The organism is Variovorax ginsengisoli (assembly GCF_030811835.1).
Lineage (GTDB): Bacteria > Pseudomonadota > Gammaproteobacteria > Burkholderiales > Burkholderiaceae_C > Variovorax > Variovorax ginsengisoli_C.
Map to the genome: position 1 here is coordinate 88974 of NZ_JAUSRO010000017.1, position 12831 is coordinate 101804.

The window sequence follows — 12831 nt, forward strand, 5'->3', positions numbered from 1 at the left end:
CACCTCCACCACTGGACCTCGCAGGAACACCATGGCATCCATCAGCAGTCTCGGCATCGGCTCCGGCCTCGACCTGACCACCTTGCTCTCCAACCTCACGACTGCCGAGAGCCAGCCGTTGGTGGCCTTGCAAAGCCGACAGACGAGCTTCGTGGCCAAGCTCTCGGCATACGGCGTGGTACAGAACTCGCTCAGTACCTTGCAGACTGCGGCGAAGGTTCTCGCAGACCCGACGCTTTTCCAGGCCTCCAAGGCCAGCGTCGGCAACGCCAGCGTGCTCAGTGCAGCGCCCTCGGCCACTTCCGTTGCCGGCAACTATGCGGTCAATGTGACGCAGCTCGCACAGTCGCAGACGCTGATCACGCAAGGCCAGACCACTGCGACCACGGCCATCGGCAGTGGAGTCGTCACATTCGATTTCGGCACCATCACCAATGGCACGCTGGATTCGACATCGGGCACCTACAGCGGGGCGTCCTTCACCGCGGACAGCAGCCGCAAGGCGGTATCGGTCACCATCGATTCGACCAACAACACGCTCCAGGGTGTGCGCGACGCCATCAACAAGTCCGGTGCCGGGGTGACGGCGAGTATCGTCAACGATGGCAGCGGAACGCCGTACCGGTTGGTACTCACATCCACGCAGACCGGCAAGGCATCGAGCATGCGCGTGGCCGTGACGGGCGACACGGCACTGCAGAGCCTGCTGGCCAATGATCCGGCGGGCACGCAGAATCTCAAGCAGACCGCGGTGGCGCAGAATGCCGAGCTCACGGTCGGCGGCATCGCCGTGACCAGCGGGTCGAACACGGTGAGCGAAGCCATTCAGGGGACCTCCCTCACATTGCTTGCCACGGGCTCGTCCAGCGTGAACGTGCAGCAGGACTCTTCGCCGGTCGTCTCTGCGGTCAATGCCTTGGTGTCGGCCTACAACGGGCTGCAAAGTACCGCCGCATCCCTGACGAACTACGATAAGAGCACCCAAAAGGCAGCTGCGTTGCTGGGTGATTCGTCACTGCGCACGATGCAAAGTCGTATCCGCTCGCTGCTGAGCTCGCCGCCGCCCGGTGCATCCAGTTCGCTGCAGACGCTTTCCGCGATCGGAATTTCCTTCCAGAAGGATGGAACCCTGTCGGTGGATTCGACCAAGCTCAATACCGCGCTGTCGACCAACCCTGCGGGTGTCGCGAGCCTGTTCTCGAGCGCCGGCACAAGCACTGATGGCTACGGCAAGCAACTCTCCTCGATGATCGACGGCTTCACCGCTGTGGGTGGCACGCTCAAGGCGGCACAGGACGGCATGAATGCCACGATCAAGAAGATTGACAACGAATACACCAACATGCAGGCACGCGTCGACGCACGCGTGGCAACCTACAAGGCGCAGTTCTCAGCCCTTGATACGGCCGTCAGCAGCATGAACAACACCTTGTCGTACCTGACGACCCAGTTCGATGCGATGAACGGCACCAGCAGTTCCAGCAGTTCCAGCAGTTCCAGCAAGAACTAATTTCCACAAGGCGCATCATGTATTCACCCCTTTCCCATCGCACCGGCGCGGGCGCCTATGCGCGCCTGGGCATCGAGACCACCGTGATGAGTGCGTCGCCTCACCAGCTCATCACGATGCTGTTCGAGGGCGCCGCCACGGCCATCGGACTGGCGCGCCACTATATGGCCGTGGGCGATATCCCGGCCAAGTCCAAAGCCATCTCCAAGGCCATCGGCATCGTCGAGGATGGCCTCAAGGCCAGCCTGGACGCCGAGGCTGCGGGCCCCGAGGGCGCGGCGCTGGTGGCCAATCTCACCGAACTCTACGACTGTGTCGTTCAGCGACTGCTGTATGCCAACCTGCGAAATGACCCGCAGTGGCTGGATCAGGCCGAGGAACTTCTGGAGAACGTGGCTTCTGCCTGGCGTTCCATCGGACAAACCGCAAACGCCTGAGTGCGTCGGGTATACCTTTCAGGACCAGCATGACAAAGAACAACGAAGTCGTTGCAAGTTACGGCAAGCTCGCGTCACGCGTGGCACACATGGCCGAACTCGCGCGCGCACGTCAATGGGGACAACTGCCTGAACTGGAGGCCAGCTGCGCCGCCACGGTCAATGAATTGAAGGCCATGACGGCGGCAGATCAACTTGAGGCCCACGAGCTGGAGCTGGTGCGCGCGCTCGTCGAGGGCATCCGCAAAGACCAGGACGAAGTGTGCAGGCTGGTGAAAGTGCAGCTGGAATTCCTGATGACGCGCATGGCGCAGATGCAGCGCAGCACCGATCTGAACCGGGCCTACGGCCTGTCGGCCTGATCGCGACCACTCGGACATGACAGGGATCACCCGCCTGCCGGAGACACTGGCCGCCGCACGGGTGGGAATGCTGGCCGAGCTCATTGCGCCGGCATCGGGCGGCGACCTGAATCCATTGGAGGCCGTGCCAGCGACGCGCCGGGTGGCGGACAACGCGCTGCTGACCGGCTCGGTGGGCCGCGCCGGATTGCCGCCGGCGCAAACGCCCGAGTCGCCGGCACCTGGCGCGCCACAGGCCCAGTGGTCGGCAACAGCCCGGGTGATCACGGCCTTGCTGACACAGGCCGGCGGCGACCCGGCGCCGGTGCAAGGCAGCACGCCGCTGTGGACGGGGCCACGCGCGCCGGTGGTGCCGCAACTGGCGGCCACGCTGGCGCAGACGGTCGCTGTCAGTGGGCTCTTCTATGAATCGCACCTGAGCGATCTGGCCCTGGCCGTGCGCAGCGTGGCCGAATTGAGGCTGGAGCCCCAGGCCCGCCTGTCACCGGGGCCGCCAGGCACGCCCGCCTTGCCTGCACAGGCTTCGATGCCGGTGTCGATGCAGGAGGTGACGGCGGCAACGACACCTGTGCCCTCGCTGCCAGGCGCTACCCCGAACACAGCCGTCGAAGCAGTCGTCCACACAACGACAACGGCGACCACAGCCGAAACCGCGGCGGCGACGCAGACAACCACCCAGGCCGCAGTCGAGCGCCCGCTGTCACCCGGTCCCGCACCCGCACCCGAAGTCGTGCGTCTGCGCGCCATGTACGGCCCATCGTCGGCGCCGGTCGTCGATGCCCCCGCGGCCGCACTGGGTGCTGCGCGTGCGGCACCTGCGTCCGAACGCGTCGTGGCGTCGAGTCCGCCTGCGGAGGCCGCCGCGCCGATCGTCCATCCCCAGGCGGTGACGCTGGTCAATCAACAGCTCGATCTGCTGGCCACGCAGGTCTTCCGGTGGAACGGACAGGCATGGCCTGGCGTGCAGATGGACTGGTCGATCCAACCGGAGGACGACCCTCGCACGCCGGCGCAGGAACATACGCCGCAGGACGCGCGCCGCTGGTCGACCCAGGTGTCGCTGACGCTGCCCGCGATGGGCATGGTCGATGTGCGGCTGGCGCTCGCGGGGCAGGGCCTGCACGCGACCGTCCGGGTGCACGACGCCGCATCGGTCGGCCACTGCCGCGATGGCGTCGACGGGCTGCAACGCCGCCTGGCGGCCGCGGGCTTCCACGTACATTCGTTGCAGATCGAGGCGGGCGAACCATGAATGCGCCCGTACGACCCCCGGACGACGCGATGCCGCCGCACAGGCGCAGCGCTGCCGTGTCCCTCGTGTATCGCGAGGGCGACGCTGCACCGGTGGTCACCGCACGCGGCTACGGTGCCACGGCGGAGGCCATCGTCAGGGAGGCCAAGGCGCACGGGCTGTACGTGCACGGTTCGCCCGAACTGGTCAATCTTCTGATGCGGGTGCACCTGGACCAGCAGATTCCGCCGACGCTCTACCTGGCTGTAGCAGAAGTTCTGTCGTGGGCATTTGCCCTCGAGGACGAGTTCACAAACACGTGACAACAAGTCTCCACGTTTGAAACATTTGGTTGCCCTCTGCGTGTGACTATCACAGCTCGAAACACGCGGTGGTGCTCCCCAGGCACCGCCTGAAACGGCGCCCTGCCATCCAACCGCTTGCCGGTTCGAGTCGGAGCGTCGACTCGATCAACTGATGACGGAGCGCCTCATGACTACCTTCAAAGACCTGAATATCGGCCAAGCCGACAACTCGAAAGAGATCACCGACATCAACCTCGCGTACCTGTTGCTGGCGCAGCGGATGATCAAGGAAGACCGCGCCATGGCAATGTTCCGCCTGGGCATCAGCCGTGAACTGGCCGACATGCTGGGCGCCATGTCGCTCGCGCAGGTGGTCAAGCTGGCCGCCTCGAACACGCTGATCTGCCGCTTTCGCCTCGGCGATCACATGTCCATGTCGGCCGTCGTCGGCGCTGAGAAGGACAAGTCGCTGCAGCAGGCCCACATGTCGATCCTCATGGGTGGCCGCCAGATGCAGGAAGCCGCGCTCGCCTGAGCCGGGCCATCGAGAGCCGCCCTAACCAGCCCCCAGAGATAAAGCCCATGAGTACCAAGAGTGTCCTGAGCGACGCACGTGAAGTGCAGCTTGCCGTGAACCTGATCGAACTGGGCGCTCGCCTCCAGTTCATGGAAGCCAACGTCGGCCTCAGCCGCGAAAGACTCATCCGCCTCTACAAGGAGCTGCGCGGCGTGTCGCCGCCCAAGGGGCTGCTGCCGTACTCGACCGATTGGTACATGACCTGGCTGGCCAACATCCATTCCTCGATGTTCTACGGCATGTACCAGTTCATGAGCAAGCATTCGGACGAAGAGCAAATTCACGTGCTCATCAAGAGCTACCGGTTGTACCTGGAGCAGGTGGAATCGCAGGGCGGAGAGGCGGTGCTCGACTTCACGCGCGCTCAGATGCTGGTGCGTTTCTTCGACAGTGACCTGCTGCATCAATGCACTTGCACACGCTGCGCGGGCCGTTTCGTCACCCATGCCTACGACACCAAGCAGGACTATGTCTGCGTGCTTTGCCGACCACCTTCACGTGCAGGCAAAGCAAAGCTCAATAAAAGCGCTGAAGCGTCCGATAGTCAATCCATGTACCCGGCGTCGGCCACCTATCTGCTGGATCCGGTTGCCGATTCGCACGGGTTGCATTAGGCCCTGCATCGCCGCAGTCCAATGATCCATTTTCTCTTGTCCGAAGGGGGCGCTCGTGCTCATTCTCGTTGGTTACTTAGTGGTGCTCGGCAGCGTCTTCGGCGGCTATGCAATGGCGGGCGGCCACTTCGGCGTGTTGTTCCAGCCGCTTGAATTCCTCATGATTGCGGGAGCTTCCGCAGGGGCCTTTATTGCAGGCAACAACGGCAAGACCATCAAGGCGACGCTCAAGGAGCTGCCACGTCTGCTGCGCAGCTCCAAGCACAACCAGGAGCTCTACATGGATCTTCTGGCGTTGCTCTACCAACTGCTGGCCAAGGCACGCAAGGAAGGTCTCATGAAGCTGGAGACCGATGTCGACAATCCGGGCGCCAGCGAGATCTTCACGCGCTACCCACGCATCATGGCCGAGCAGGGCATCCTGGAATTCGTGTGCGACTACCTTCGCCTGGCCATCAGCGGCAACACCGATCCCCACGAGATCGAAGCCCTGATGGACCACGAGATGCATACCGTCAAGCACGAGGCAGAGATGCCCGCGCACAGCCTGGCGGGCATCAGCGACGGCCTGCCGGCGCTGGGCATCGTGGCCGCCGTGCTGGGGGTGGTGCACGCGCTCGGCTCGGCCAACCTGCCTCCCTCGGAAATGGGCGAACTCATCGCCCAGGCCATGGTGGGCACTTTCCTGGGTGTGCTGCTGGCCTATGGCTTCGTGGCACCGCTGGCGTCGCTGGTGAGCCAGAAGGTGGCCGAGTCGATGAAGATGTACGAATGCTCCAAGGTCACCTTGCTGGCCAGCCTGCACGGCTGCGCACCGCAGCTGGCCGTGGAGTTTGGCCGCAAGGTGCTGTTCTCGACGGAGCGTCCTTCGTTCACCGAACTCGACAGCCACGTCCGTGAAGTCAAGGCTGGCTGAGCGCATCGAGCAGATTTATGAGCGCTGAAAAAGTCAAGATCATTATCAAGCGCGCTCATGATGAGGGCGGCGGCGGCCATCACGGCGGTGGATGGAAGATCGCCTACGCCGACTTCATGACGGCCATGATGGCGTTTTTTCTGGTCATGTGGCTTTTGTCGATCGCCACACCCAAGCAGCGCGCAGGCATCGCCGAACACTTTCGCACGCCCCTGTCGATGGCCATCGGTGGGCCTAAGAACAGCAACAGCGCGACCATCATCCCGGGCGGCGGCGAAGATCCATCGACGCCCGTGGTCGAGCCGCCATCCCCCGAAGACACATCGGCAGAGCCGTCCGACGCGGACCGCATCAACGAAATGAAGGAGCGGCTCGAGGAACTCATCGACAAGAGCGCGCTGCTCAAGCAGTACCGCTCGCAACTCCTGATCGACATCACGACCGAGGGTCTGCGCTTGCAGATCGTGGACAGCGAGAACCGGCCGATGTTCGACCTGGCGAGTTCCAAGGTGCTGCCCTACATGCGCTCGATTCTTCGCGAGTTGGGCCCGACCATCAACGAGATGCCCAACAAGATCACCTTGTCAGGCCACACCGATTCGACCGTCTACACCAACGGCGATACCGCCTACGGAAACTGGGAGCTTTCGGCTGACCGCGCCAACGCATCGCGCCGCGAACTCGTCGGCGGCGGCATGAGCGAGCGCAAGGTTCTGCGCGTCATGGGATTGGCCGACAGCATGCACCTGGACCAGGAGCACCCCCGTGGCCCTCTCAACCGGCGAATCAGCATCATCTTGTTGAACCGAGCCACGCAAGAACGCATCGAGCGCGAGAACAGTGTCGGTGCATCGGGTCGCAGAGACCAGCCTTCGAAGGTGCCGCCGGCTGGCGGCGTCATGAAGGTCGCTGTGCAGACCCCGGTTCAGGAAGTCCCCCCACCCACCTCCGGCAGAGCGAAGCCGGTCACTGAGCAATGAGATGGATCTAAGTCAATTCACACAAGCATTCTTCCTCGAGGCGAATGAACTGCTGATCCAGATGGAGCGCCTGCTCCTGGAGATCGACGTCGACACGCCCGACAGTGAGCAGCTCAACGCCATCTTTCGTGCGGCGCACTCCATCAAGGGCGGCGCTGCGACCTTCGGATTTGCTTCGCTGACTGATACGACGCACTTGCTCGAGAACCTGCTGGACCGCGCGCGTCACGGTCAACTGCAGTTGAGCCGGCCCATGATCGACGCCTTTTTGGAAACGAAGGACGCTTTGCAAGAACAACTCACCGCTTACGAGGCCGGCTCAGTGCCCGAACCCGACATGGTCGCCCACATCTGCGCGATCCTCCAGCAATTGGCCCTTGAGAGCAGCGACGCTGCTGCTGCCGCTGCATCGAACGTGTCCGCGGCACCTGCGGTCGCTCCGGCGCCTGCACCTGCGCCTGCGCCTGCACCTGTAGCTGCTCCAGTGGCGGCCAAGCCCGGTGCGTTGTACATCACGCTCGCACGATTGTCGGAGGACGAATTCCGCCTGTTGTCCGACGAGTTGGGCAACCTTGGCACGGTGGTCTCGCAAACGCGCCGCGGCGACGCGCTCACGGTGGTTCTGGACACGACCTGCGGCCCCGACGACATTGTGGCCGTCTGCTGCTTCTTGATCGACGAGTCGCAGATCAAGATCTCGACGCACCCCGAGGTGGCGGCGGGCGACGAAGAGGTGCTGCACGAGGAAATCGCCATTCCAGTGGCCCAGGCTCCTGCGCCGGCTGCACCGGAAAGCGCCGTGGCGCCCGCGGCTGCCAAGAGCGCAGCGCCACCGGCGAGCACGGCCGCCGCTCCGGCTGGCGGCAAGGAATCCAGCTCGATCCGCGTCGACGTGGAAAAGGTCGACCAACTCATCAACCTGGTCGGTGAACTGGTCATCACGCAGTCGATGCTCACACAGGCGGCCATCATGCTGGACCCTGTGGTCTACGAACGCTTCCTCAGCGGCCTGGGCCATCTCGAGCGCAATGCGCGCGACCTGCAGGAATCGGTCATGTCCATTCGGATGATGCCGATGGACTATGTCTTCAGCCGCTTCCCCCGCGTGATCCGCGACGTGAGCGCCAAGCTCGGCAAGCAGGTGCGCCTGGACACCTATGGCAAGGAAACGGAGCTGGACAAGGGCCTGATCGAACGCATCATCGACCCACTGACCCACCTGGTGCGCAACAGCCTGGACCACGGCATCGAGACGCCCGACAAGCGCCTTGCCGCTGGCAAGGAAGCCACCGGCCAGCTGCTGCTGTCGGCGCAGCACCACGGTGGAAACATCGTCATCGAGGTGAGCGACGACGGTGGCGGGCTCAACCGCACGCGCATCCTCGCCAAGGCGATGGAACAGGGCATGGATGTGAGCGAATCGATGCCCGACGACGAAGTCTGGCAGTTGATCTTCGCGCCGGGCTTCTCGACCGCCGAGACCATCACGTCGATCTCCGGACGCGGCGTGGGCATGGACGTGGTCAAGCGCAACATCCAGGAGATGGGTGGCCATGTGGAGATCAGCTCACGGGCCGGCCGCGGCACCACCACGCGCATCGTGCTGCCGCTGACGCTGGCCATCCTCAACGGCATGTCGGTGAAGGTGGGCAATGAGGCCTACATCCTGCCGTTGAGCTACGTGATCGAGTCACTGCAGCCGCTTCAGGAAAACCTGCACTCCATCACCAACGATGGCCTGGTCATCAAGGTGCGTGGCGAGTACCTGCCGCTGGTCGAGCTGCACCGTGTGTTCGACGTGGCGGGTGCGCAGACCAACCCGACGCAGGCCATCGTGGTGATCGTGCAGTCCGACGACGCGCGCTTCGCGCTGCTGGTCGATGAACTGCTGGGCCAGCACCAGGTGGTGGTCAAGAACCTGGAGACCAACTACCGCAAGGTGCCGGGCATTTCGGCGGCCACCATCCTGGGCGACGGCGACGTCGCTTTCATCATCGACGTGGGCGCGATGCTGAAGATCCAGAACGCGCAGCCCGCGCGCTCGGCGGTGCTGCCGCCGCCCGCACTGCAGGTGGCATGAACCAAGTCACCGTCGCGAAGTAGGCGCAGTTCCTACCGTTGATCCTGCCATCGCGCAGATCGTTCATTCCTTACATTGGACGCTTGCGCCCCGAGACCCACGTGAACTCCGAATTTACTTTCACCGACAGCGACTTTGCCAAAGTGCGCAGCCTGATCCATGGCAAGGCCGGGATTTCGCTGGGCGAGCAGAAGGCGCAGATGGTCTACAGCCGGCTGTCGCGCCGACTGCGCGAGCTGCAGATGACCGATTTTGCGTCTTACCTGCGTTCGCTCGAAGCGGACCCGAACTCGGCGGAGTGGCAGTCGTTCATCAATTCGCTGACGACCAACCTCACGTCCTTCTTTCGCGAAGCGCATCACTTTCCCGTGCTGGCCGACCATGTGAAGAAGTGCACCGAGCCGGTGACCGTCTGGTGCGCTGCGGCGTCGACGGGTGAGGAACCCTATTCGCTGGCCATCACGCTGACCGAAGCGCTGGGGGCCAAGGCGGCCTCGGCCCGTGTCATTTCCACGGACATCGACACGGCTGTGCTGGCCAAGGCGGCGACGGCGACCTTCACGACCGAACAGGTCAAGGGCATGTCGCCCGAGCGGCTGCGCAAGTTCTTCCACAAGGGCACGGGCGCCAACGAAGGCAAGGTGCGCGTGCGCGCCGAGGTCGCCGGGCTGGTCAAGTTCAGTCGGCTCAACCTGCTGGACCCGTCGTGGTCGGTCAAGGAGCCGGTCGACGCGATCTTCTGCCGCAACGTGATGATCTATTTCGACAAGCCGACGCAGCGCAAGATCCTTGAACGCTTCGAGACGCTGCTCAAGCCTGGCGGTCTGCTGTTCGCGGGCCATTCGGAGAACGCCTCGCTGGTTGACCCGAACTTCAAATCGGTCGGGCCGACGGTCTACCAGTTGCCACGCAAGGCGGGTGTGCGATGACCTTTGCGGGTCCCGACGCGATCGCCAGCCACCATTACTACGACCGTGACTGCGCGAGCATGGCCGTGCGGCTGCTGCCGTCGGAGTATTTCGTCTCCACCACCGGCACGGTGATGACCACCGTGCTCGGTTCCTGCGTGGCCGCCTGCCTGCTCGACGCCGAAGCCGGTGTCTCGGGCATGAACCACTTCATGCTGCCTGATGCCGACCCCGGTGCCCACACCCATGCCGAGGCGATGCGCTACGGCGGCTACGCCATGGACGTGCTGGTGCGCGAAATGATGCAACGCGGAGCGCGCCGCGCCAAGCTGCAGGCCAAGATCTTTGGCGGTGGCGCGGTGCTCGCCAACATGACGACGCTGAACATCGGCGATCGCAATGCCGACTTTGCGCTGCGGTACCTGCGCGCCGAGGGCATCACCCTCTCTGCGCAGGACCTGCGCGGCCCCAGTGCACGACGGGTCTGCTTCTTCGGCGCGACGGGGCGTGCGGTCGTCAAGAAACTCCGCGCGCAGAGCGACGTCAGCGCCGTGCAGGCGGTGGAGGGCGAATTGCTGCGCAAGGCGGCGATCCCCTTGGCGGCGACTGCGACCGCAAGTTCGCGGCCGCCGCCTGTCTATTCATTTCTTACAGAACGCCCCAGGAGCACCGAGCCGTGAAACAGATCAAGGTGCTATGCGTCGACGACTCGGCGCTGATCCGCAATGTGATGACCGAGATCATCAACAGCCAGCCGGACATGACCGTGGTGGGAACGGCTGCCGACCCGTTGCTCGCGCGCGACCTCATCAAGTCGCTGAACCCGGACGTCGTGACGCTCGACGTGGAAATGCCGCGCATGGATGGCCTGGAGTTCCTCGAGAAGCTCATGCGCCTGCGGCCCACGCCGGTGCTCATGGTGTCTTCGCTGACCGAACGCGGCTCGGAAATTGCGCTGCGTGCGCTGGAACTCGGCGCCATCGACTTCGTGACCAAGCCCAAACTGGGCGTGCGCGACGGGCTCATCAATTACACGGAGCTCATCGCCACCAAGATCCGCGCGGCTTCCATGGCCAAGCTGCCCGCGCCACGCCTGGGCGCACTGGCCAAAGGCGCGAGCGTGGCAACCGAGGCGCCGATCGGCAGCCCGCTGCTGAGCACTGAAAAGCTCATCATCATCGGTGCCTCCACGGGTGGCACTGAAGCCATCAAGGAAGTGCTGCAGCCGCTGCCTGCCGACAGCCCCGGGGTGCTCATCGCGCAGCACATGCCTGGCGGATTCACCAAGTCGTTCGCGCAACGTCTGGACGGGTTGTGCAGCATCACGGTCAAGGAGGCCATCGACGGCGAGCGCGTGCTTCCGGGCTATGCCTATCTGGCACCTGGCGGCTTTCACATGTCGCTCAGCCGCAGTGGCGCGAACTACGTGGTCCGCCTGGACCAGGAGCCGCCGGTCAATCGCCACCGCCCATCGATCGATGTGCTGTTCGACTCGGCCGCGCGCCATGCCGGCAAGAACGCCATTGGCGTGCTGCTCACCGGCATGGGCAAGGACGGCGCGGAAGGGCTGCTGCGCATGCGACAGGCCGGCGCCTACACGCTGGCGCAGGACGAGGCCAGCTGCGTGGTGTTCGGCATGCCGAGGGAGGCGATCGCTTTGGGTGCGGCGGATGAGATATCGCCGTTGGGTGAAATGAGCCGGCGTGTGCTGGCGCGCCTTCGCACGTTCGGCGCGCGCACCAACCGGGTTTGATACGACATGAGGAAAACAGAGTGATTCAAAAAAGTACCAAGATCTTGGTCGTGGACGACTTCCCGACCATGCGGCGCATCGTTCGAAACTTGCTCAAGGAACTCGAGTTCCTGAACGTGGACGAGGCGGAGGATGGCGCGGCCGGCCTGGAGAAGCTGCGTGGCGGCAACTTCGGCTTCGTCGTGTCCGACTGGAACATGCCCAACATGGATGGTCTGAGCATGCTGCAAGCCATTCGGGCCGATCCGGAACTCTGCAAGCTGCCCGTCCTGATGGTCACTGCGGAGGCCAAGAAGGAAAACATCATTGCGGCCGCGCAGGCGGGCGCCAACGGCTACGTGGTCAAACCCTTCACTGCGGCCACGCTCGAAGAAAAGATCACCAAGATCTTCGAGAAGATCAACAAAGAGGCCGCCTGACATGTCGCTACCAGCCGAAATGCCGGGAGATCCCGGAAACACCGCCGAGCAACTGCTCAATCGCATTGGCATGCTGACCCGCCAGTTGCGCGAAGGACTTCGCGAACTTGGGTTGGACAAGCAGGTCAGCAAGGTCGCCGATGCCATTCCCGATGCGCGTGACCGCCTGAAGTACGTCGCGAGCATGACCGAACGCGCAGCGGACCGGTCGCTCAACGCGATCGAGATCGCCCAGCCGCTGCAGGAGTCGCTGGCGGCCGACGCCAAGGCATTGACCAAGCGCTGGGACGGCTGGTTCGAAAGCCCGGTCGAGCTCGACCAGGCGCGCGAACTGGTGCTCGACACGCGTGGTTACCTGCAGGGTGTGCCCGCCAAGACCAGCGCCATCAACGCCCAGTTGATGGAGATCATGATGGCGCAGGACTTCCAGGATCTGACGGGTCAGGTGATCAAGAAGATGATGGAGGTGGTCAACGAGGTCGAGACCCAGCTCCTGCAGGTGCTGATCGACAACTCACCCATGGTCGAGAAGCGCAATGAGCCTCTGGGTCTGCAGAACGGCCCGCAGGTCAAGGCCGGCAATCCCGATGCCGTGGCCGACCAGGGGCAGGTCGACGACCTGCTCGCGAGCCTCGGATTCTGAGCGTCCGATCCTGCGAGGAATGCTTCGTTTGCACGTCTGATCGCTTCATTGGCCTGCAGGGGGGCCACCAATAATTGCTCATCAGCTGGCGAAACC

Annotated in this window: 15 protein-coding genes; all 15 read left to right on the forward strand. The window is 63.8% G+C overall.

All coding sequences use genetic code 11. The features are described from left to right. Positions 1 to 31 precede the first annotated feature (31 nt). Entirely contained in the window at positions 32 to 1510 is a 1479-nt protein-coding gene (fliD, locus tag J2W36_RS22755; RefSeq protein ID WP_307692052.1) for a flagellar filament capping protein FliD, read from the forward strand. Between the two features lie 17 nt (positions 1511 to 1527). Beyond that, a complete protein-coding gene (gene fliS, locus J2W36_RS22760; protein WP_307692053.1) occupies positions 1528 to 1947 on the forward strand; it encodes a flagellar export chaperone FliS in 420 nt (139 codons plus the stop codon). A 29-nt stretch (positions 1948 to 1976) separates the two neighbouring features. Beyond that, positions 1977 to 2309 carry a flagellar protein FliT gene (locus tag J2W36_RS22765; protein WP_307692054.1) on the forward strand — a complete coding sequence of 111 codons (333 nt, stop codon included), beginning with the start codon at positions 1977 to 1979 and terminating at the stop codon, positions 2307 to 2309. A 16-nt stretch (positions 2310 to 2325) separates the two neighbouring features. Then, a complete protein-coding gene (gene fliK, locus J2W36_RS22770; RefSeq protein ID WP_307692055.1) occupies positions 2326 to 3561 on the forward strand; it encodes a flagellar hook-length control protein FliK in 1236 nt (411 codons plus the stop codon). After that, positions 3558 to 3863: an EscU/YscU/HrcU family type III secretion system export apparatus switch protein gene (locus tag J2W36_RS22775; RefSeq protein ID WP_307692056.1), complete on the forward strand. Its 306-nt coding sequence runs from the start codon at positions 3558 to 3560 to the stop codon at positions 3861 to 3863. Before fliK ends, J2W36_RS22775 begins: the two co-directional genes overlap by 4 nt. 169 nt (positions 3864 to 4032) lie before the next feature. Then, on the forward strand, positions 4033 to 4380 hold the full coding sequence (gene flhD / locus J2W36_RS22780) for a flagellar transcriptional regulator FlhD (protein ID WP_307692057.1): 348 nt from the start codon (positions 4033 to 4035) through the stop codon (positions 4378 to 4380). Between the two features lie 47 nt (positions 4381 to 4427). Next, the gene (gene flhC, locus J2W36_RS22785) at positions 4428 to 5036 is read left to right on the forward strand and encodes a flagellar transcriptional regulator FlhC (RefSeq protein ID WP_307692058.1); all 609 of its coding nucleotides are present in this window, start codon (positions 4428 to 4430) and stop codon (positions 5034 to 5036) included. Between the two features lie 55 nt (positions 5037 to 5091). After that, complete coding sequence (gene motA / locus J2W36_RS22790) at positions 5092 to 5952, forward strand: flagellar motor stator protein MotA (protein ID WP_307692059.1); 861 nt, start codon at positions 5092 to 5094, stop codon at positions 5950 to 5952. Positions 5953 to 5969: 17 nt separating this feature from the next. Next, positions 5970 to 6932, forward strand: a complete 963-nt coding sequence (gene motB, locus J2W36_RS22795) for a flagellar motor protein MotB (RefSeq protein WP_307692060.1) — start codon at positions 5970 to 5972, stop codon at positions 6930 to 6932. Between the two features lies 1 nt (position 6933). Next, positions 6934 to 9012: a chemotaxis protein CheA gene (gene cheA, locus J2W36_RS22800; RefSeq protein WP_307692061.1), complete on the forward strand. Its 2079-nt coding sequence runs from the start codon at positions 6934 to 6936 to the stop codon at positions 9010 to 9012. 101 nt (positions 9013 to 9113) lie between these two features. Next, positions 9114 to 9941, forward strand: a complete 828-nt coding sequence (locus J2W36_RS22805) for a CheR family methyltransferase (protein ID WP_307692062.1) — start codon at positions 9114 to 9116, stop codon at positions 9939 to 9941. Next, entirely contained in the window at positions 9938 to 10600 is a 663-nt protein-coding gene (gene cheD, locus J2W36_RS22810) for a chemoreceptor glutamine deamidase CheD (protein ID WP_307692063.1), read from the forward strand. The genes J2W36_RS22805 and cheD overlap by 4 nt, the downstream gene beginning before the upstream one ends. Further along, positions 10597 to 11673 carry a protein-glutamate methylesterase/protein-glutamine glutaminase gene (locus J2W36_RS22815; protein WP_307692064.1) on the forward strand — a complete coding sequence of 359 codons (1077 nt, stop codon included), beginning with the start codon at positions 10597 to 10599 and terminating at the stop codon, positions 11671 to 11673. Before cheD ends, J2W36_RS22815 begins: the two co-directional genes overlap by 4 nt. A 23-nt stretch (positions 11674 to 11696) precedes the next feature. Next, entirely contained in the window at positions 11697 to 12092 is a 396-nt protein-coding gene (gene cheY, locus J2W36_RS22820; RefSeq protein WP_307692107.1) for a chemotaxis response regulator CheY, read from the forward strand. A 1-nt stretch (position 12093) separates the two neighbouring features. After that, positions 12094 to 12735 (forward strand): protein phosphatase CheZ, encoded by a 642-nt coding sequence (gene cheZ / locus J2W36_RS22825; protein ID WP_307692065.1) that lies wholly within the window; start codon positions 12094 to 12096, stop codon positions 12733 to 12735. Positions 12736 to 12831: the final 96 nt, after the last annotated feature.